Origin of the sequence: Mesorhizobium sp. M0676 (assembly GCF_040320535.1) — a bacterium.
Lineage (GTDB): Bacteria > Pseudomonadota > Alphaproteobacteria > Rhizobiales > Rhizobiaceae > Mesorhizobium.
Genome location: NZ_JAMYPU010000006.1, coordinates 39,737 through 58,180, shown reverse-complemented (window position 1 = coordinate 58,180; position 18,444 = coordinate 39,737). Strand labels below are relative to the sequence as shown.

18 protein-coding genes and 1 pseudogene are annotated in these 18,444 nt (G+C 64.4%); 10 read left to right on the top strand and 9 right to left on the bottom strand.

The window, feature by feature from the left end:
* Positions 1 to 59: 59 nt before the first annotated feature.
* The 5 genes and pseudogenes from NKI35_RS08365 to NKI35_RS08345 form a co-directional block, all read right to left on the bottom strand.
* A pseudogene (locus NKI35_RS08365) lies at positions 60 to 188 on the bottom strand (glutathione-dependent formaldehyde dehydrogenase); the annotation flags it as partial.
* A gap of 195 nt (positions 189 to 383) precedes the next feature.
* Positions 384 to 512 (bottom strand): hypothetical protein, encoded by a 129-nt coding sequence (locus NKI35_RS08360; protein WP_352460428.1) that lies wholly within the window; start codon positions 510 to 512, stop codon positions 384 to 386.
* Positions 513 to 559: 47 nt separating this feature from the next.
* Positions 560 to 877, bottom strand: a complete 318-nt coding sequence (locus NKI35_RS08355; protein WP_352739486.1) for a hypothetical protein — start codon at positions 875 to 877, stop codon at positions 560 to 562.
* A gap of 957 nt (positions 878 to 1,834) precedes the next feature.
* Complete coding sequence (locus NKI35_RS08350) at positions 1,835 to 2,116, bottom strand: hypothetical protein (RefSeq protein ID WP_352739484.1); 282 nt, start codon at positions 2,114 to 2,116, stop codon at positions 1,835 to 1,837.
* 247 nt (positions 2,117 to 2,363) lie between these two features.
* On the bottom strand, positions 2,364 to 3,164 hold the full coding sequence (locus NKI35_RS08345; protein WP_023670582.1) for an IclR family transcriptional regulator: 801 nt from the start codon (positions 3,162 to 3,164) through the stop codon (positions 2,364 to 2,366).
* Positions 3,165 to 3,400: 236 nt separating this feature from the next.
* On the opposite strand from NKI35_RS08345, the gene NKI35_RS08340 reads away from it, so the two are divergent.
* Genes NKI35_RS08340 through NKI35_RS08325 form a run of 4 tightly spaced genes read left to right on the top strand, consistent with a single transcriptional unit; the run spans position 3,401 to position 7,910 of the window.
* Positions 3,401 to 4,453 carry an ABC transporter substrate-binding protein gene (locus NKI35_RS08340; protein ID WP_352739481.1) on the top strand — a complete coding sequence of 351 codons (1,053 nt, stop codon included), beginning with the start codon at positions 3,401 to 3,403 and terminating at the stop codon, positions 4,451 to 4,453.
* Between the two features lie 27 nt (positions 4,454 to 4,480).
* Positions 4,481 to 5,980, top strand: coding sequence for a sugar ABC transporter ATP-binding protein (locus NKI35_RS08335; RefSeq protein WP_352739624.1), 1,500 nt, complete (start codon positions 4,481 to 4,483; stop codon positions 5,978 to 5,980).
* A complete protein-coding gene (locus tag NKI35_RS08330; protein ID WP_352652688.1) occupies positions 5,977 to 6,942 on the top strand; it encodes an ABC transporter permease in 966 nt (321 codons plus the stop codon). The genes NKI35_RS08335 and NKI35_RS08330 overlap by 4 nt, the downstream gene beginning before the upstream one ends.
* A complete protein-coding gene (locus NKI35_RS08325) occupies positions 6,939 to 7,910 on the top strand; it encodes an ABC transporter permease (protein WP_023748645.1) in 972 nt (323 codons plus the stop codon). The genes NKI35_RS08330 and NKI35_RS08325 overlap by 4 nt, the downstream gene beginning before the upstream one ends.
* On the opposite strand, the gene NKI35_RS08320 is transcribed toward NKI35_RS08325, so the two are convergent.
* Complete coding sequence (locus NKI35_RS08320) at positions 7,884 to 8,825, bottom strand: amidohydrolase family protein (RefSeq protein ID WP_023707958.1); 942 nt, start codon at positions 8,823 to 8,825, stop codon at positions 7,884 to 7,886. The genes NKI35_RS08325 and NKI35_RS08320 overlap by 27 nt on opposite strands.
* 71 nt (positions 8,826 to 8,896) lie before the next feature.
* Here NKI35_RS08320 and NKI35_RS08315 point away from each other — a divergent pair, with 71 nt between their 5' ends.
* The 4 genes from NKI35_RS08315 to NKI35_RS08300 are packed head-to-tail and all read left to right on the top strand — an operon-like array spanning position 8,897 to position 12,829.
* Positions 8,897 to 10,222, top strand: coding sequence for an alanine racemase (locus tag NKI35_RS08315; RefSeq protein WP_352739479.1), 1,326 nt, complete (start codon positions 8,897 to 8,899; stop codon positions 10,220 to 10,222).
* Between the two features lie 37 nt (positions 10,223 to 10,259).
* A complete protein-coding gene (locus NKI35_RS08310) occupies positions 10,260 to 10,604 on the top strand; it encodes a RidA family protein (RefSeq protein ID WP_023670576.1) in 345 nt (114 codons plus the stop codon).
* 2 nt (positions 10,605 to 10,606) lie between these two features.
* Entirely contained in the window at positions 10,607 to 11,617 is a 1,011-nt protein-coding gene (locus NKI35_RS08305; RefSeq protein WP_352739477.1) for a succinylglutamate desuccinylase/aspartoacylase family protein, read from the top strand.
* A gap of 30 nt (positions 11,618 to 11,647) precedes the next feature.
* The gene (locus NKI35_RS08300) at positions 11,648 to 12,829 is read left to right on the top strand and encodes a hypothetical protein (RefSeq protein WP_352739475.1); all 1,182 of its coding nucleotides are present in this window, start codon (positions 11,648 to 11,650) and stop codon (positions 12,827 to 12,829) included.
* A gap of 74 nt (positions 12,830 to 12,903) precedes the next feature.
* Here NKI35_RS08300 and NKI35_RS08295 read toward each other — a convergent pair whose 3' ends face one another.
* From NKI35_RS08295 to NKI35_RS08285, 3 genes are read right to left on the bottom strand one after another with little or no spacing between them, the layout of a single operon-like run.
* Complete coding sequence (locus NKI35_RS08295) at positions 12,904 to 13,755, bottom strand: TIGR01459 family HAD-type hydrolase (protein WP_352739473.1); 852 nt, start codon at positions 13,753 to 13,755, stop codon at positions 12,904 to 12,906.
* Positions 13,752 to 15,041 carry an FGGY-family carbohydrate kinase gene (locus NKI35_RS08290; protein WP_031196131.1) on the bottom strand — a complete coding sequence of 430 codons (1,290 nt, stop codon included), beginning with the start codon at positions 15,039 to 15,041 and terminating at the stop codon, positions 13,752 to 13,754. Before NKI35_RS08290 ends, NKI35_RS08295 begins: the two co-directional genes overlap by 4 nt.
* Entirely contained in the window at positions 15,025 to 16,068 is a 1,044-nt protein-coding gene (locus NKI35_RS08285) for a class II aldolase/adducin family protein (RefSeq protein WP_352739471.1), read from the bottom strand. Before NKI35_RS08285 ends, NKI35_RS08290 begins: the two co-directional genes overlap by 17 nt.
* A 193-nt stretch (positions 16,069 to 16,261) precedes the next feature.
* Between NKI35_RS08285 and NKI35_RS08280 the strand changes: the two genes are divergently transcribed.
* Together NKI35_RS08280 and NKI35_RS08275 are read left to right on the top strand one after the other, a co-directional pair.
* Complete coding sequence (locus NKI35_RS08280) at positions 16,262 to 17,044, top strand: DeoR/GlpR family DNA-binding transcription regulator (RefSeq protein ID WP_352739469.1); 783 nt, start codon at positions 16,262 to 16,264, stop codon at positions 17,042 to 17,044.
* A complete protein-coding gene (locus NKI35_RS08275; protein ID WP_023704481.1) occupies positions 17,041 to 18,420 on the top strand; it encodes an FGGY-family carbohydrate kinase in 1,380 nt (459 codons plus the stop codon). Before NKI35_RS08280 ends, NKI35_RS08275 begins: the two co-directional genes overlap by 4 nt.
* The last annotated feature ends 24 nt before the right edge of the window (positions 18,421 to 18,444 follow it).

Here is an 18,444-nt window from a genome sequence, read left to right as displayed (position 1 = left end):
TCTCGCCTTTTCAGCATGCAGACGGCCGGACAACAAAGTCGGGCCATTGGACAGAACGGTCAGCCGTGCGGGCGCATCACGACTTTGATGCAGCCGTCCTCCTTGTCGCGGAAGGTTTTGTGAAGTTCAGGCCCGGCCTCGAGGCCAGCCGGATGGGTGATCACGAATGACGGGTGGATATCGCCGTTCTGAACTTTCTGCAGCGATGTCGCGTTCATCCTGGATCGTCGGATCTGGATCGTCGGATCGGCCACCTGTTCGCAACGTATGTCGCCTTTGCCGTGCCATGTGAGGGCCTTCATGTGCTGTTCCTTGACGACAAGCTCTACGAGCCCGAACTTGGCTTGATGTGAAATGTTCCCGCTTCCAACGAGCATCTGGCCTCAGCCCTTGGCGACCGAACGGGGTTCGGCCATGCCGCAATGCTGCTCGGTCGGGGTGCCGGCCGGCGTGGCATGCGCGGCTGCAACCTGCTTTTCCAGCCGCTGATCGCCTGCTGCCCACGGCCACATCCTTGAACGCGTCCAAGGGCAGAGGTTTGGCGCAAGCGCAGGATCTGCTATCGCGCCAGCATCGCGGCGACAACGAACACGACGGCGGCAACGACGACGAGCGCGACAATGGCCAGCACCGGGCCGTTTTTACTCGGGGCCGGGGCGCTCTCGTCGTCCGGCCGCCGCATCGCATTGGCGGAGCTTGCTTGATTAGCGAAAGCCGGCGTGCCCGTCGCTGTGGGAACCGGCACGGCGCCGGTGTCTGCCGCTTCGGCATCGGTTTCCATAGGCGCCGCCGCCGGGTCGAATCCCGGCGTCTTGTCCTCTGTCACCCCAGACTGAATATCGCCTCTGTCTTCGGCCGGGTTACGTTCGACGTTCATGATGATGCTCCTGAGCTGGCCCGGGCTTCCCCAACCGCGAGCGGATCAGGATGTTCCATTGGGCGGAATCGCCGACAACGAGGAGCAAATTTCAGATAGCCTTCAAACAGATGTCCCTGGTGGCAACGCGGCCTTGCAACCGGTCAGCACCGGATGGTGGTTTCGTTGTAGTCGGCCATGGTCGGCAACGCGGCAGATTCGGCAAAGTTCCAGTCTGGCTCGCAATGCCCGCTTACGCACACCGCCGCTCGTTGACCTTGAGCTGGCTCGTTCCAGCCACTCCAACCCAAATTGCCAGTCCGGCTCCCGGCGGCGCGCTGTTTGGATTCGGTGGGAACATCAACAGCGCCAGCGAGTTCGGTATGTGCAGCGAGTTCCCTGTTCGCCGCATGGCCGACTGCCGGAGCTCTTGACTGCCCGCGTCTTCGCTCCTGGAGCGCGGGCCACTCCTCTTAGCCCAAGGTTGCGATCATGAGCAGAAACATTCCGGAAAAGCGGGCCAGGCAGGGTGGCTTGGGGCGACCGGTCCTTGGCGTGCTCTTGGCAGGCCTTGTCTTGGCGCTCGTTGCCTGGGGGATCGCTGAAATCTATGGCGAGCAGGCTAAGACACCGGCGACACAACAAAACAGCCGGGTTCCATCGCCAGATACTTACAGCCCAAATCCTGGCCAAACGGACCCTGCAAACTCCAAGGCCGACGATGTGAATGGCGAACCGGTGGACCGAAATCCCAAGCTCGACAAGGATCCCACGCCGCGATCAAGCACTGGCGGGGATCAGCCAGGAACGCCGCCAACTCAACCTGCTTCGCCATAGCGTTCGCACTAGTTGATAAACACAATTCAAACAGATGCGGAAATGTGGAGCGGCGATTTCAGCCAATTTCAAGAGCCGGGTCTGTCAATAATCGCCGGCGCTCTCTGATAGCTGGGGAGCCACGAAAACCTCCGCTGATTCTTACCGCTTGCTGGATGGCACTGGCGGCTCCAGACCGACTGCGCGCTGTGTCACGCCGGCAGACCTTTGCACCTCTGGGCGCTTTTGAACTTGCAAGTCGATGGAATCGGGCAAGCTGGGTGTAGATGACGCAGTCGTCATCTTATCGAGGTCCGGCAGCAACACCATCTTTGCGTAGAGGCCATCTGGTTCCTCCACTCCGAAAACAGCGAATATCCCGCACACGAATAAAGCGAGAAGCAGGGCCGTAAGCACATCTGTGAAAATTTCGACAAATCTCATGTGCTCGCTCCGCGCATAAGGATCCCGCCGCGCTCTCGACAGTAAGAGCGGCGGGATCCTCAACCGGCGATGAAGGGACGTTGATCGACGGTCTTCTCCTAATGTGGCTTCCGGTTGCGTGTTCCCTGGTTCGGACCTTATCCACCGACTATGGGACTAAGGTCCCGAACCTAAATGGAACCAATGGGGAAGAGCGGAATCCATGTGCCTTTAAGAGGCTTCAGCCAGAGGGCACGACGGCTGATCGTCAGCCTCCCGCCAGAGACAGTCCACGGGCGCGCTCGCGCAGCAACGCAAGCAGTTCGTCGCGCCGTGGCTCCGGCGTGTCGACGGGTAACACCAAACACAAGGTCCTTTTGATGACGCCGTGGCCGTCACGGATCGGGGCCGCCATGCACCAGGTGAAACGGTCGGCCAGGGCTGTGGTCTCGCTGAAACCCTGCCGGTGGGCCAAGGCAACATCGGCAAAGAATTCGGCTGGTGCAATGATGCGGCCGTCGGGAAGCTTGTAGTCGCCAGATGGGATGAAATCCCTCAACTCTTGCTCGTTCATATGGCCGAGGAGCAGCCGTCCGGATGCCGTCCATGGGATCGGCACCTCAACCCCGACATCGCTTGAAATCCGGAACGGGCCCGGCGAATCTCGGCAGTCAAGAACGACGTATTTGTTGCCACGCAGGCCGCATAGCTGGACCGTCTCGCCTGTCTCGGCGGCCAACTTATCCAAGGTCTCGATGATGCGACGGTAATGGGCGTTGTGATGTGAGTAGGCCCAGCCGAACAGATGCATGGCGCGTCCGAAATAGACGTAACCTTCACCGCCGACGTTTTCGAGCATTTCGGCGTCGAGCAGGCTGTTGACGATCTCGTAGGTGGTCGAACGCGGCGCGCCGATCATCTTGGCGATGTCGCCGACGCGCATTGGCGCGCGGTGCCGCAGCAAAGCCTCGAGCAGCATGATGACGCGGTCAATGCCGCGTCGTCGTTCGCCATTGCGCGGCTCCGCGCCGGCTTCCTTCCCGATCGCATCGTTAGTGCCGTCGCTCATGGACCATCCGCCAAAATCATTTCGGTTCTCGTCTCAAGGCGCTTGAAAGATGTCAAGGCTCGGTCTAGCATCCAATTTGTCCGATATACAGACACATTGTCTGAAATACCAGACAAACTAACGAGCCTGACGCAGACAAATCCCGAGAGGACACACGGTTTCCAAGATCCGGCGACCGACGGGTTTCCTCGCCCTTGTTCTGCACGTCGAGGCCACAACCTCTGAAGGGAACAGTCATGATGAAATCACCGTTTTTCGCATCCGCCAGCGCGCTTTGCCTCGGTCTCGTGCTGAGCTTTGGCGCCGGCTCGGAAGCCAATGCCGCCGCCAACTGCATCAAGGGCGACCGCAAGGCGCCGTACACGATCGGCTGGGCCAACATCTATTCCGTGCCGACCTGGATGAAGCAGACCCAAGGCACGATCGAAGCCGAAGTCGAGACCCTGAAGAAGCAGGGACTGGTCGACAAGCTCGTCGTCACCGACGCTCAGGGCGATGCCAACGTCCAGATCCAGCAGATCCAGTCGATGATCGATTCCGATGTCGACGCCATCATCCTGATCGCCGGTTCGTCGACCGCACCTGCACGCGTTCTGGCCGATGCCTGCGCCAAGGGCATCGCCATCATCAACTTCGACAGCCTCGTCGACACCGACAAGGTCACCGCCAAGGTCAACACCGATTCTTCGCAATGGGGCGGCCAGGCCGCCAAGTTCCTGATCGACGCCATCGGCGGCAGGGGCAAGATCCTGATCCTCAATGGCCCCGCCGGGGTTTCGGTCAGCGATGACAGGCGCAAAGGCGCCGACGCTGAGCTCAAGGCCCATCCCGACGTGACGGTGCTTGCCGAGACCAACACGCCCTACAACGTCGCGCCGGCACAGGAAGCCGTCACCAGCCTGCTCTTCGCCAACCCCGAGATCGACGGCATCCTGTCGCTCGGCGGCGCTCTGTCGGCAGGCGCCGTGCTGGCCCTCGACAAGCAGGGCCGTGAACAGGTGCCGATCACCGGTGAGAACGCCCGGCAGTTTTTGGAACTCTGGAAAGAAAAGGGCTTGAAGAGCTGGGCGACGATGCAGCCGAACTGGCTCGGCGCCTTCGCCACCTACACCGCCGTTCAGGCGCTGGAAGGCAAGGATGTGCCGGCTTTCGTCAAGATTCCGCTGCCGGTGATCGACAATTCCAACATCGACGAATACCTCGCCCGGGCCAAGGACTTCCCGGCTGACGGCTACATCTTTTCTCCTTACGATGAGGAGCTGTTCAAGAAGCTGCTGGCTCAGAAATAAGCCTGAAGGGTTGTAGCGTTGACAACCATGGCTCCGCTGCTCGCGGCGCGCGGGGTGTCGAAGTCTTTCTTCGGCAACCCCGTCCTGCGCGACGTTTCAATCGCTCTCCAGCCGGGCCGCGTGCATGCGCTGCTCGGCGAGAACGGCGCCGGAAAGTCGACCTTGATCAACCTTTTGTCCGGCGCCTTGAGACCGGATGGCGGGACCATCGAGGTCGATGGAAGCGCGGTCTCACGCATGACGCCAGCTGTTGCGCGGCAGGCCGGCATCGCCGTCGTCCAGCAGGAACTCAGCCTGACGGCCAGTCTTTCCATCGCCGAAAATGTTGGTCTCGGCGCCTATCCCAAACGGTTCGGCCTGATCGACTACCGCGAACTCGCTGCGCGGGCGAGGGCCGCATGCGAACTTGTCGGGCTGCACGAGCCGCTGTCGACGCCGGTCGGGCATCTGTCGCTCGGCCGCCGCCAAATGGTGGAGATCGCCAAGGCGCTCTACCGCCGGCCGCGCGTGCTCATTCTCGACGAACCGACATCGTCGCTATCGGCAACCGAAACCAAAATCCTCACCGATCTGCTGCAGCGGTTGCGCGGCGAAGGCATCGCCATTCTCTACATCTCGCACCGACTGAACGAAGTCATGGCGCTGTGCCAGCACGTCACCGTTCTGAAGGACGGCAACTGCACGGCCGACCGCACCCTGGAAGGCACCGACGCCGCCGGGTTGGTTCGGCTGATGGTCGGCCGCGATCCCGGTGATCTTTTTCCGCAATGGCAGCCTTCCAGTTTGCCTGCCGACGCTATCTCCGTCCGAAATCTTTCGGCCGGCCTGATGCGCGACGTCGATCTGGATATCAAAACGGGCGAAGTGCTTGGCATTGGCGGTCTGGTCGGGCAAGGGCAGGAAGATCTGCTGCTCGGTCTCTACGGCGCCATTCCGGCACGGACGGCGTCGGCGACCGTCAACGGCGCCTCCGGCCTGCCCGGCGGCGTGCCGAAAGCCAACGCGCTGGGGTTGGCCTATGTGCCCGCGGATCGCAAGCGCGAGGGCCTGCACCTGATCCATCCCATCATCACCAACATGATGCTGCCCGCCTTTGCCAGGCTGCCGGCGCTGAAGCTGCGCAGCCGCCGCGCAGAGCGCGAGACGGCCAAAAGCCTTGCCGCCCAACTCGGCATCAAGGGTCACCTCGGGCGGGCGGCGCAGGCTCTATCGGGCGGCAACCAGCAGAAGGTGGCGCTGGCGAAATGGATGCCGCACGACCCGCTGGTGCTTCTGCTCAACGATCCGACGCGCGGCGTCGACGTCGAAACAAAACGTGAGATCTACATGATGCTTCGCAATTTCGCCGCCGCCGGCAAGGCGGTCGTGCTGCTCAGTTCCGACACGCCCGAACTCGTGCACCTTTGCGACCGTGTAGCCATCGTCCGCGAAGGCCGCATCGTCGCCATGCTGGCGCGTGGAGCGCTGAGCGAGGAAGCCATCGTCTCCGCGGCGATGGGCGCCGAACAGCGGAAGGTTGCGGCATGAACGGATCTTCCTCCGCCCGGCAGACCGATGCGCTCTACTGGCCGGTGCAGATGCGTCGCAATGTCGGCGTGCGCAGCCTGTTTGCCGTCGTCCTGGTGTTTCTCATCGCCTATGGCGTCCTCTTTCCGGGCCTGTTCACGGCGTCCGGCTTCGCCAAATTCACGCAGAGCTGGTTTCCATTGGCGCTGGTCGCGATGGCGCAGGCGATCCTGATGCTCACCGGCGGCATCAGCCTAGCCATCGGCGCGACGGTCAGCTTGGGCGCGGTCATCGCCGCGACGACGATGGCCGGGCCGCTGGGCGTCGCCGGGGGCACTGCCGCAGTGGCGCTGACGGGCCTCGGCATCGGGGCGGCGACCGGCTTCATCGTGGTACGGCTTCGCCTGCCGGCGATCGTGGTGACGCTTGCCGGGTCGTTCATCATCGGCGGCGCCGCACTGCTGATCCTGCCGCGGCCCGGCGGCGCAATCCCGGCGTGGCTGTCCGACCTGCTTGCCGGCAACACACCGGCGGCATTCGTGCTGCTGGTGGTCATCATTCTCCTGTGGAAGCTCTATCTCGCCACGCCGCTTGGCTTGAGCCTCTATGCCGCCGGCGAGAATCCGGTCGGCGCCTATCGCTCCGGCGTGCCGGTCGACGGCGCGCGCATTGCGGCCTATGCGATCAGCGGTCTGCTCTCCACTGGCGCCGGCTTGTTCGTCGCCGCACAGACCGGTTCGGGCGACCCGGTCATCGGCGCCGCCTTTACCCTGAACTCGATTGCCGCTGCGGTGCTCGGCGGCATCGGCTTCCTCGGCGGCCAGGGCACGATGCGCGGCGCGCTTGCCGGCAGCCTGCTGCTCAGCCTGATGATCAGCGTCATGTTCTTCCTCGGCTTCACGCCGGTCGCACAATATGTGGCCCAGGGCCTGATCATCATCGGCGCGGTCGCCATCCCGCAATTCCGCAAGGCACAGCAATGACAGCATGGAATGACAGCGCGGGCGGCAAACGCGCCCTGACGGTCCTGCGCAGCCGGCCGTTTCTCACCGTTGCCATCGTTGCCGCGGTCTGGATCGTGGCGAGCTTCGTTTCGCGCGGCTTCGGCGCTTATGGCCATCTGCGCTATCTGGTGGAGCTCGGCGCCGTCATCGGCCTGGTTGCCGCGGGCCAGACTTTTGTGGTGATCGCCGGCGGCATCGACCTTTCCGTCGCGGCCATCGTCACGGTCAGCGCCGTCAGCCTGCCGCTGCTGTCGTGGCAGGTGGATCCGACCGGCATCACCGCCATTCTTGCCGTTCTGGTGCTGACCACGGCAATCGGCCTGGTCAACGGGCTCGGCGTCGCTTTGCTGCGCGTCCACCCGATGATCATGACATTGGCCATGGCGACATTCTTGCAGGGTCTGTTGATCATCATCGCCGGCGGCAGCGCCGTGACCGCCGAGAACCCGCTGGTCCACTGGCTCGGCAATGGCCGGCCGGCCGGCATTCCCGCTGGCGTATTGTTGTGGGTGGTCGTCTCGGTGATCGTGCTGACCACGATGCATGCGACATCGCTCGGCGCCCGGATTTTCGCCATGGGCGCCAACCCACTTGCCGCGGCATTGTCCGGTGTTCCGGTCACGTCCACGACGCTTGCGGTCTACGGCATCAGCGGCTTCTGCTCGGGACTTGCCGGCGTGCTCGTGTTGGGCATGAACGGACAGGGCTATGTCGGCATCGGCGATCCCTATCTGCTCGCCTCGATTGCCGCCGTGGTCCTCGGTGGCACCTCGATCCTCGGCGGGCTCGGCACCTATGCCGGCACCATCCCCGGCGCCATCCTGCTGGTCACCATCACCGCGCTGATCACCGTCGTCAACGCATCGCCCGGCTGGCGCAGCATCCTGTTCGGCTCGCTGATCCTCGGCCTGCTGCTGCTCTCAGGCCGGGAGCAGGCGCGCCGATGACACATCGTCGAGCCGATAGATGCGCTTTGCGTTGCCGAAGAACAGCGCCGTCTGCTCGTCGGCGGAAAAGTCCGCTGTGATGGTTTTGAAGCCGTCATATATGTCATCGAACGAGGCATGCAGGCCGGCGACCGGAAAGTCGCTGCCGAACATAGCGCGACCGGTGCCGAAACAATCGATGCAATGCAGGACGACGGGCTCCAGACTGTCGAGCGTCCAGTCATGATCGTAGGCGACCAGATCCGATATTTTGATGGCGACGTTGTCGCATTGCGACAGAAGCCGCAGCCCGTCGCGCCACACCTGCATGCCATCGGCGTCGCGGTCGATCGGGCTACCGCAATGGTTGAGCACGAATTGCTGGTTGGGGAGGGCCCTGGCAAGCCGCCCCGCGTCGGCGAGCTGGCGCGGAAACACCATCAGGTCGAAGGCCAGCCGATGCTGGCCAAGCAAGGCAAGCCCGGCGCGCCAGGCCGGATCGTCCATGATGCTGTCACGGGCCGCAAAACGGCGGGCAGGGTCGGGATCCCAGCTCAATATGTCGCGCACGCCGGCGACACGCTCGAACGCGGCTTGCGCTTCGATCAGCGCAGGCGCCTGGCGATCGGCGAGCGGCACGTGAACGACATAGCGGGCGGCGACGCCGCGCGATTTGTCGAGTGCTTCAAGCCAGCGCGTTTCTCCGATGCAGTCGCCACTCGCCCAGCCGGCTTCGACATGGACGGTGGCGACGACATTATGCCCTATGGCATCGCGCGCATAATCCCCGGGCAGATAGTTCCGCCGCAAGGGGCCAAGCTCGCCCAGGCCGCCGCGCTCGCCGGCCGTGGCGGCGAGCCAGGGATGCCGTCCCAGGCTGAGATCCCAAAGATGATGATGGGCGTCGATGATCGGTCCGGCGTAAGGTTCTGGCACGTATCTCTCTCAGGCTGTGACCGGCGATCGATTCTGGCTTCGTTCTGCGGCGGTGAAAGGGTTAGCATCGGATGACTGAAAACTCACCGGTTCCAGCCCTTTCGGTGCACGAAAATTTTCAGCTCGACGACCGCATCCGCGGCGTGCCTCCCGGCACAACCGGGCTTGACAGCAGCCTTGTCGCGGCCGAGGACTGGCATCCGGCCGATGGACGCATGGCGCTTCCGGTGCTGACCCTCGACGAGGCGGCCTTCTCCGCCAATCGCGACCTGTTCCTGCGCTATGCGCGCGAACACAATGTTGCGATCGCTCCGCATGCCAAGACGCCGATGGCGCCCGACCTTGCCCGGTCGCTGGTCGAGGCCGGCGCATGGGGCACGACGGTCGCCGACATCAGGCAAGCGACAGTGATGCTGAAGGCCGGCTTGACACGGCTGATCATCGCCAATGAGGTTGGCGGAGCCGGCGGCGCCAACCGGCTGGCCGTGCTTGCTGGTGCCTGGCCGGATGCCGAGCTCTATGTCTTTGCCGACTCGGTCGATGCCGTGAACGCGCTTTCCGAGGCTTGGCGCGCCAATGCGGCACTGCCGCCTTTGCATGTGCTGGTCGAACTTGGTGCGGGCAGGGCGGGCGCCCGCACCACCGCGCAAGCCGAGGCCATCGCCGATGCGATCACGGCTGCCGGCGGGCGGCTGCTGATAGCCGGCGTTGCGACCTATGAAGGGGCGGCGGCGCAACCCGAGCCCGGTCGCACCGATGAGGTGATATCCGGCCTGCTGGCGATGACCGCCGACATGTTCCTGCGGCTGCGTGCCCGCGTCGGCGGCGACGCACCCCTGATCGTCACGGCCGGCGGCTCCGCCTTCTTCGACCAGGCGGTCGCGGCGCTTGCACCCCTCGTTTCCAGCGACGGCAACGCAACGCTGGTGCTGCGCAGCGGCGCCATCTTCTTCCACGACCACGGCACCTATGACCGTTCGCTCGGCGCCCTCGATGCCCGCAAGGGTTTTGCCATAGGCGGCATCAGCGCTTCGGCGCGGCATTCCTTTCGCCCTGCGCTACGCCTGTGGGCCGAAGTGCTGTCGCGGCCGGAGCCGGGCCTTGCCATCTGCGGCATGGGCATGCGCGACGTGTCGTTCGACCAGGGCTTTCCAACGCCGCTCACCGTCTTTCGTGCCCGCAAGCCGCTGCCGATGCCGGCGGCGCGCGCCGAGGTGGTCAAGCTCAACGACCAGCATGCCTTCCTGTCGATTGCGCCGAGCGACGACATCGCCGTCGGCGACGTCGTCGAATTCGGCATCTCGCATCCCTGCACCTGCCTCGACCGTTATCGCGTGATCTTCGGCGTCGACGCGACCGGCCACGTCCGCCACGCTTTTCCCACCTGGTTCGGCTGACCAGATCCCCAAAAAGAGAACCTCGAAAGGATCCGATATGATCAAGTATTTTCAGTCCGGCTCGCGCATGTCGCAGGCAGTCGTCTATGGCGGCCTCGTTCACATAGCCGGCCAGGTGGCCAACGATCGCAAGGCCGGCATCGAAGGCCAGACCAGCGACGTGCTGGCCAAAGTCGAGGCGCTGCTGGTCGAGGCCGGCAGCAGCAAGTCGAAGCTGGTGGCGGTCAACATCTTCCTGCCGCAGATCGGTGATTTCGAGGCCATGAACAGCATCTACGACGCCTGGATCGATCCTGCCCGGCTGCCGGCGCGGGCCTGCGTCGAGGCGCGGCTTGCCGACCCTGATTTACGCATCGAAATCACCGCGGTCGCGGCGGTCTGACCATGCACACCGGCCTCGCCCACACGCTCGATTTCGACCGCGACGGCAAGACGCTCAGCCATCTAAGCATTCCGTTCTCGATCGATCGCTCGCCCTACTTTCAGGTCAAGGTGCCGATCTGCCTCATCCGCAATGGCGACGGCCCGTCACTGCTTTTGATGGCCGGCAATCACGGCGACGAATATGAGGGCGAGCTGTCGCTGGCAAAACTGGCGCGCCGGCTCGATCCGAGGCGGATCAAGGGCCGCATCACCATCATGCCGATGGCCAACGCCCCTGCGGTGATGGCCGCCAAGCGCTGCTCGCCGCTCGACGGCGGCAATCTCAACCGGGCCTTTCCCGGCGATCCCTCGGGAACGCCGACAAGCCGGCTCGCCAATTTCCTTGAGACGGAGCTGTTCCCCCGTCACGACGTCGTCTTCGATATCCATTCGGGCGGCACGTCGATGGAGCATCTGCCGACCGCGCTGGTCGAACGCAACGCCGATCCCGAGCGCCACCGGCGTGGCGTCGAGCTGATGCGCATGCTCGGCATGCCCTACGGCTTTATCGCTGACAACGGCCAGGCCTCGCCAACCTCGATGGGCGCAGCGCGCCGCGCCGGCGCCATCGGCGTCAGCGGCGAGTTCGGCGGCGGCGGCACCGCAACGGTCGATTCGATGGCGATCACGGCCCGCGCGCTCGACCGTCTGATGATAGCAATGGGTGTGGTCGACGCGCCGGTCCTTGGCGCAGGCGAAAAGTCTTCGGCGCCGACAAGGCTGCTGTCCCTGTCCAGGCACAGCCAGGGCCTCTATGCCACCCGCCGCGGCTGGTTCGAGCCCGCCGCCAGGCTCGGCGACAGTGTCACTTCAGGACAATTGGCCGGCTGGTACCACGATCTCGAACGGCTCGATGTTGCCGAGGAGGCCCAGCATTTCGCCGAAAGCGGCTTGGTGCTGTCGCGCCGGCTGCACACGATGTGCGAGGCGGGCGACTGCCTCATGCAGGTCGCAGAGCCGGTCGACGGCTGAGCCAAACCAGGATCAGGCAGAGGATATTCCATGCAGCAACTGTCCATGTGGACCTATCCCTGGGACATCCAGGATCTCGGCCTGGAGACGGTCGAACGTGATCTTGTCGAGCGCGCCGGGCTCAACATGATCAGCCTGGCGACATCCTATCATGCCGGGCGCTTCCTGCAGCCGCGCAGCCCGCGCCGCAAGGCCTATTTCCCTGAGGACGGCACCATCTATTTCAAGCCGACCGCTGCGCGCTGGGGAAGTCTCGCCATCCAGCCGAAGGTGGCTGACGTGATCACCGAGGGCGGCGACGTGCTCGGTCAGCTCATCCGCCGTCGCGACGCGGGCGGGCTAGGCGTTTCGTGCTGGACGGTCTGCCTGCACAACACCCGCCTGGGCATGCTGCATCCGCAGGCCGTCACCCGCAACGCCTTCGGCGATGCCAACTACTACAATCTCTGCCCGTCCCATCCCGATGCGCGCGCCTATGTCCGCGCGCTGATCGCCGACATCTCGCACAGCTATCGGCCGGACCGGATAGAACTTGAAAGCCCGTCCTTCATGGGCTTTGCCCATGAATACCATCACGAGAAGGACGGTGTCGGGCTGACGCCGGAAGACGATTTTCTTTTGTCTCTGTGCTTCTGTCCGTCCTGCGTCGCCCGTGCGGCAAAAGCCGGCATCGATGCCGAGGCGGCGCGCAAGCTCACCAGGCAGTGGATCGTCGAGACCTGCGAGCGTGCGGTGCCTGAGCGGCGCTTTCCCGATTTCCCCGCCTGCGGCCTCGACGCCTTTGCGCCGTGGCCGGAGTTCCATGCCTTTCTCTTGTGGCGATTCGAGCCAGTGACCAGCCTGGTCGCCGAACTGCGCGAGGTAGCCGATCCCACGACGCGGGTCGTCATTATCGATCTGAAAGACGGCTGGCTTGGCGGTTGCGATCTGGCAGCGCTGGGCAAGGTCTGCGACGGGGCGATCCTGTGCGCCTACGACATGCAGGCCGGCGATGTCGCCAGCCTGATGGCGGCCGGCCGTGCGGCACTGGGTGCGGACAAATTCCTCGGCGCCGGCTACCGGCTGTTCTATCCGGAAATGGCCCGCCCCGACATCCTCGCGGCCAAGGTGAAGCCGGCGCTGGCGCCCGGTGTGGACGGCGTCAATTTCTACAATTACGGCCTCATTCCAGCCGCGCGGCTCGACTGGATCCGCGCTGTTCGGCAGTCTTGAGCCAGCCGGCCAATGCTCGTGGCCACGAGGCGTTGAGGCCGGATTCGGGCGCGAGCGCTGCCAGGTTAATCAAATCAGCGAAACCTGAAGCCATCCATGGTGTAATCCGGGTAGGCGTCCATCGTGTCGAATAGGTCGAACAGGTCAGGTGTGTCCGCCAATATTCCTGACAGAACCAGCACCGTGGCCACGCCGGCAGCAAGTCCGCCGGCGATGTCGTGTTCGACGCTGTCGCCGACGCAGACCACAGTGCTGCGGTCTGGATTGCCTGCCACCGCTAGCGCAGCGCCGAATATAGTGGGGTAAGGCTTGCCGATACGCGTGACGCTACCACCGAGGTCCTCGTAGAGATCCGCCAGCCGGCCGGCGCCGAAGCGCGGCCCCACTGCCGTCAGCATGATCTTGTCAGGGTTGGTGCAGAAGCATGGCACCTGCCGCACCGCAGCCGGCGCAAGAAGCCGGCGATAGTGCTCAAGATCGTAGCGGTCGCCCTCGCTGGCCGAAATCAGCACCAGCCCGGCATCGTCACCGTCCTTGGTCAATGCGAAGGGCAGACCTTCGATCGCCGAGCGGTCATCGTCGCGGCTTATCAACAGGCATTTCGTGTTTGGCAGTAGCTTTCCGGATACGGCCATGTCGTGGAAGAACTCCCACGCGACCTCGCCGGAAGAAACAAAATGGTCCCAGCTTCCCGGTACGAAGCCGAGCTTTAGCAGCCGGCTCTCGTTGGGCCCCGCCCGCTTGCCGGAGTTCGAGATCAGCACAATGGTCTTGCCGGCGCGCTTCAGCGCCGACAGTGCTTCCACCGCCCCTGGATAGGGGCTGGTGCCGTCATGCAGCACGCCGAACTGATCGAGCAGGAAAACATCATAGCGCTCGGCCAGCTGGTTGACGCCGTTGAGGTGTTCGACTGTTTTCGCGCTCATAGAAGCCCCGCCGCGCTTGCGCCCGTCAGCGCCAGCCGCGCTGTGCCGGCGGCGGCTTCGTCCGAAAGTGCCGGCAGGAAATCAACACCAAGTCTGCGCTGCCGGATCGCCGTCCAGGCGGCATTCGCCGCACCGCCGCCGACGCTTCTGACCGACGTCAGCTGCGGCGCGCCGAGCTCGGCGAGCCTGTCATAACCGAGCGCCTCGATCGCGGCGATACCCTCCAACATGGCTTTCAGATAGTCGGCGTCCTCGACCGGTCGCGGCACAAGACGCGGCGGCAGTGCCGGATCGGCGATCGGAAAGCGTTCACCTGCAGTGGCAAGAGGATAGTAGTCGAGGCCGGTCTCGGTCATCGGGTCGATCGCCATGCTCAGCTCGACGATGCGCGCCAGAGGGAAATGCTGTGTCAGCACCTTGCCGCCGGAGTTCGATGCGCCGCCCGCCAGCCAGACATCTCCAAGCCGATGGCTGTAGATGCCGAAGCGTGGCGCCGAGATAGGCCGGTCGGACAGGATCTTGACGGTCAACGACGACCCCAGCACGGTGACGCCGTCGCCTATTGCCGCGGCACCTGTCGCCAGGAACGAGGCGCAGCCATCGGTCGTTCCGGCGACGACGGCGATTTCGCGCGGTAAGCCGAACATATCCGCGGCATCCGCGGTTAGCTTGCCGACGACATCGCCCGGCCTGACGACGCCGGGCAGCAACTCCATGCGCATTTCGGTGGCCGCAATCCAGTCCGGCCAGCAGCGGGCCGTGATGTCGTAACCGGTTTTCAAGGCATTGTTCTCGTCGCTGACATCGAAGCGACCGGAGAATTGTCCCGCGATCCAGTCCGCCTGATGCAGCACCGCGGCAACACCGGGCGTGCGCTGGAACCAGAGCGCCTTGGCGAGACCGGACGTCGCCCCAAGTGCGGCACTGGTCGCTGGGGCTTCGCGAGCGATCGCGACCAGAATGGCGTTGTCGGCGACCGTATCGTTGTACATCAGCGGCTCGGCCAGCGGCCGCCCGGCGCCGTCGACCGGCAGCAACGTACCTGAAGTGCCGTCAACAGCGATCGACCGGACCGCTGTTCGGTCGATGCCCGAAAGCAGTTCCGCCAGCGCTGCGCCGACCGCTGACCACCACACTGCAGGGTCGCGGGCATTCCGGCCAAACAACTCGAGCGAAACGGCGGAACGCGCGGCAATGGAAAAATCTGGACGCATGGCGACCGCGCGCGCGCCGGAGGTGCCGATGTCGATGCCTATGGCAAGCGGCGTGTCAGCGGCTGGCGGCATTGAGTTTCTGTCGATACTTCTCGGCGTCCCAGTTGACCAGTTCATCGTTCTCGGCGGCGGTGAGGTAGTTCAGCCGCGCTGCAATGTCGATGCGTGCCGTCACGTCGGCAAGGCAGCGTTGCATGGCGTCGGCGCCGGCACTGGCGTCGCCGCGCATCAGCACGCCCAGCCCGGGAAACAGGATCGCCACGGGCTTTGCACCGCACCGCTCGATGACGCGCGGCACATCCTCACCGGGCTTTGCCACCACCGACCCCCGACCCAGAAAGATGACGTGATCGGGGTAGAGGCTGCCCCCCGACGCCATGCGGCGGCTTTCGGGATCGATGGCTACCGCGTGCGCCTCGATTTCCGCCGGCAGCCTGTAACCGGTTTTCCCGGCCAGCGCCGCCAATCCCGCAACATCCGGTTCCGCCACTTGGCGCGCCGGCCGCGCCAGAAGCAGCGTGACGCGGCGCAGCAGCACTTCGGCCTCGGCGACGGTATCGGCCGCGACGACCAGCCCGTGATTGGCAAGGATCAGCACGTCGACCCCAGCCTGAAGCCGCTCGGCAATACCCTGGGCAAGCGGCAGGCCTGGCCGGAAATAAGGAACATACGCCCATTTGAGACCATCAAGGCGTCTGGCGGCTTCCACCTCGCAATTGGCCTGTACCGCCAGCGAAATGGTTTCGACGCAATGGACATGCAGGACGACGCGCTGCGGCATCAGCGCGTGAACGGTGGTTTCAATCGAAGGGCGCAGGCGCCGGGCGTTGAGCGTCTCGATGGCGAAGATCTGCGGCTGGTCGGCGGCGCTGTCGCGCTGTTCGACAGCCCTGAGCAGCGGCGCCATCGCCACCGGCACCATGATATCTTCGGAGAGCGCATCCTTCAGCCATGTGCCGGAAGCCTTGATCCACAGCGTGTCGCCGGCTTTCAGCGAGGTGTTGCCGCCGGCGGCCTGGGTCAGGTTTGGATTGCGCCCAATGCTGGCCGAAAGCGCCCGCAAAGCAGCCATTTCCTGCGCATCCGCATAGGTCGCCATGGCGCATTTCCTCTATCAGCTCCGTCAGCCTCGCAGCTTCGGATACCCGTCGTGGGATGTTGATGTGTATCGCAGATGCGAGCGACTTACGTCAATAGTGATCTAATGTCATCAAAGGTTCTTGCAATCGGAAAGATGTTGAGTAAGTTACGTCAAATGCCGTGGCAAAAACGGCTCCTGGGAGGAAAACCGATTGAGCGACTCCGGCCGCCAGCGTCAGATCGTCGAGTTGCTGCGGGATCGCCCCTTCGCGTCGGTGCGCGAACTGCAGGAGCAGCTCGGCGTGTCGGCGGCGACGGTGCGGCGCGACATCGACAAGATCGACGAGGCCGGTGAAGCACGGAAGGTCTATGGCGGCATCTCGGCGCTCGACGGCGCTTCACAGGCGGGTGTTGCCTATGCCAGGCCCTATGACGAGAACCGCGACCTCGCGGTCGAGGCCAAGCGGCAGATCGCCGCTCTCGCGGCCACGATGGTGCGCGACGGCGATGCGGTCATCGTGCATGGCGGTTCGACCTGCTTCCACCTTGGGGTCAAGCTGGCTGAGCGCAGCATCCGTCTCTATACCAATTCGATGCCGCTCGCGGCCTATCTGAGCGACCACGGCCATTGCAGCCTGGCCGTTGCCGGCGGCGATCTGCATCGTGAGCCGGGCATCATCCATTCACCGACCCAGGCGGAGCCGTTCTACGCATCGAAGTTCTTTCTCGGCGCGCAAGGCCTTGGCCAGGAGGGCGTGCTGGAATCGCACCCGCTGCTGGTCCGCTCCATCGCCGATCTCAGCCTGTGTGCCGACCAGATCGTGGTGCTGGCCGACAGCCGCAAACTGTCGATCCACGCCCGTAACATCGCGCTGCCCTTGTCGCGCATCGGCACGCTGGTGACCGATGACGGCCTGTCCGACGTTGACGCGCGCATGCTGGAAGACGCGGGCGTCATGGTGCGCATCGCTTCGGCTTCGGGAGCCATCCAGTGAAGATGGCCGTCCTCGATTTCGGCAAGACCAATTCGAAGCTGTTCGTCTTCGCTCAGGACGGGCGCATCGTCGACGAGCGCCGGACCCGGCCGAACTGGATGCGCAAAGATGGCTTCAGCGTGCTTGATGAGGCAGCACTTCACAATTGGGCGGTTCGCGCCGTAAGCGAGGCCACCGACGTCCATGGCGTAGAGGGCGTGATGGTGTCGGGCCATGGCTGCACCTTTGCCCTGGTCGACGAGGCGGCGCTGACGCATCCGATACTCGACTACGAGCAAGAGCCGCCGGCTGATATTGCCGCGCAAATAGATCGCCTCGTTCCGGATTTCACCGAGACCTTCTCGCCGCGATTGCCGCTCGGCTTCAACTACGGTCGCCACATGCTGTGGCTACAGGCGGTGCAACCCGGTGCATTCACGGCCGCGAAATCGATCCTCGGCTATCCACAATACTGGAGCTGGCGGTTTGGCGGCCGGGCGGTCTCGGAAGTGTCCTATCTCGGCTGCCACTCGCATTTATGGGCGCCGCGCAAGCGCGACTTCAGTTCGCTGGTCGATATTGAGGGCTGGCGCGACCGGATGCCCGCTTTCGAGCGGGCGGGCTCGGTTGTCGGCGAGCAACGCCTCGGCGACACGAAGCGGCGGATCGCCATCCACAATGGTGTCCATGACAGCAATGCCGCGCTCCATGCCTATCGCCGGCAGGAGCTTGGCCCGGTCACCGTCGTCTCGACCGGCACCTGGGTCGTCGTGCTTAATCCGGATTGCCTGCTCGACGCGCTCGATGGCCAGCGCGACATGCTGGTCAATGTCGATATCGACGGCGGCCCTGTGCCGACCATCCGCTTCATGGGCGGGCGCGAATTCGCCACGATCAGCGACGGCTGGCAAGGCGCGATCGCGCCGGCGGCAGTGCAGCGGGTGATCAACGCCGGCAGCATGGCGCTGCCGAGCTTCGCGCCGGGCGGACCAATGCCCGGCCGCGCCGGCAAATTGGTCGGCCGCATGCCAAGCGCCGAGGAACGCGCAGCCGTGGCGCTGCTCTACGTCGCGCTGATGGTCGACCTCTGCCTCGACCAGATCCATTCGGACAACACCGTGATCGTCGATGGCGGACTGAACGCTGGCGGCCTGCTCGCCGGGCTAGTGGCGCAACTGCGTCCCAGCCAGGCCTTCCTGCAAGGGGCCACACTGGAGGGCAGCGCCACCGGGGCGGCGGCGCTGGCCTTCGAGACCGTCGGCCGCGAATTTGCCGCGGAAGTGCCGGAGCCCGTGCGTGCCGCAAGCTTCACCGGACTTGCCCGATATCGCGACACATGGCGTGGCCTCATCGGCGAGCAGGGCATCCCCCGCGCCGCAGCGGGAGGCGCACGGTGATCGTCGCTGCTCAGGCCGAAGTCA

Excerpts from the sequence above, each read along its gene's own strand:
- NKI35_RS08325 (WP_023748645.1), top strand. The coding sequence starts at position 6,939 with ATGACAGCATGGAATGACAGCGCGGGCGGCAAACGCGCCCTGACGGTC.
- NKI35_RS08290 (WP_031196131.1), bottom strand. The coding sequence starts at position 15,041 with ATGCCGCCAGCCGCTGACACGCCGCTTGCCATAGGCATCGACATCGGC.
- NKI35_RS08350 (WP_352739484.1), bottom strand. The coding sequence starts at position 2,116 with ATGAGATTTGTCGAAATTTTCACAGATGTGCTTACGGCCCTGCTTCTC.
- NKI35_RS08330 (WP_352652688.1), top strand. The coding sequence starts at position 5,977 with ATGAACGGATCTTCCTCCGCCCGGCAGACCGATGCGCTCTACTGGCCG.
- NKI35_RS08355 (WP_352739486.1), bottom strand. The coding sequence starts at position 877 with ATGAACGTCGAACGTAACCCGGCCGAAGACAGAGGCGATATTCAGTCT.
- NKI35_RS08345 (WP_023670582.1), bottom strand. The coding sequence starts at position 3,164 with ATGAGCGACGGCACTAACGATGCGATCGGGAAGGAAGCCGGCGCGGAG.
- NKI35_RS08305 (WP_352739477.1), top strand. The coding sequence starts at position 10,607 with ATGCACACCGGCCTCGCCCACACGCTCGATTTCGACCGCGACGGCAAG.
- NKI35_RS08360 (WP_352460428.1), bottom strand. The coding sequence starts at position 512 with ATGTGGCCGTGGGCAGCAGGCGATCAGCGGCTGGAAAAGCAGGTTGCA.
- NKI35_RS08315 (WP_352739479.1), top strand. The coding sequence starts at position 8,897 with ATGACTGAAAACTCACCGGTTCCAGCCCTTTCGGTGCACGAAAATTTT.
- NKI35_RS08295 (WP_352739473.1), bottom strand. The coding sequence starts at position 13,755 with ATGAGCGCGAAAACAGTCGAACACCTCAACGGCGTCAACCAGCTGGCC.
- NKI35_RS08340 (WP_352739481.1), top strand. The coding sequence starts at position 3,401 with ATGATGAAATCACCGTTTTTCGCATCCGCCAGCGCGCTTTGCCTCGGT.
- NKI35_RS08310 (WP_023670576.1), top strand. The coding sequence starts at position 10,260 with ATGATCAAGTATTTTCAGTCCGGCTCGCGCATGTCGCAGGCAGTCGTC.
- NKI35_RS08300 (WP_352739475.1), top strand. The coding sequence starts at position 11,648 with ATGCAGCAACTGTCCATGTGGACCTATCCCTGGGACATCCAGGATCTC.
- NKI35_RS08285 (WP_352739471.1), bottom strand. The coding sequence starts at position 16,068 with ATGGCGACCTATGCGGATGCGCAGGAAATGGCTGCTTTGCGGGCGCTT.
- NKI35_RS08335 (WP_352739624.1), top strand. The coding sequence starts at position 4,481 with ATGGCTCCGCTGCTCGCGGCGCGCGGGGTGTCGAAGTCTTTCTTCGGC.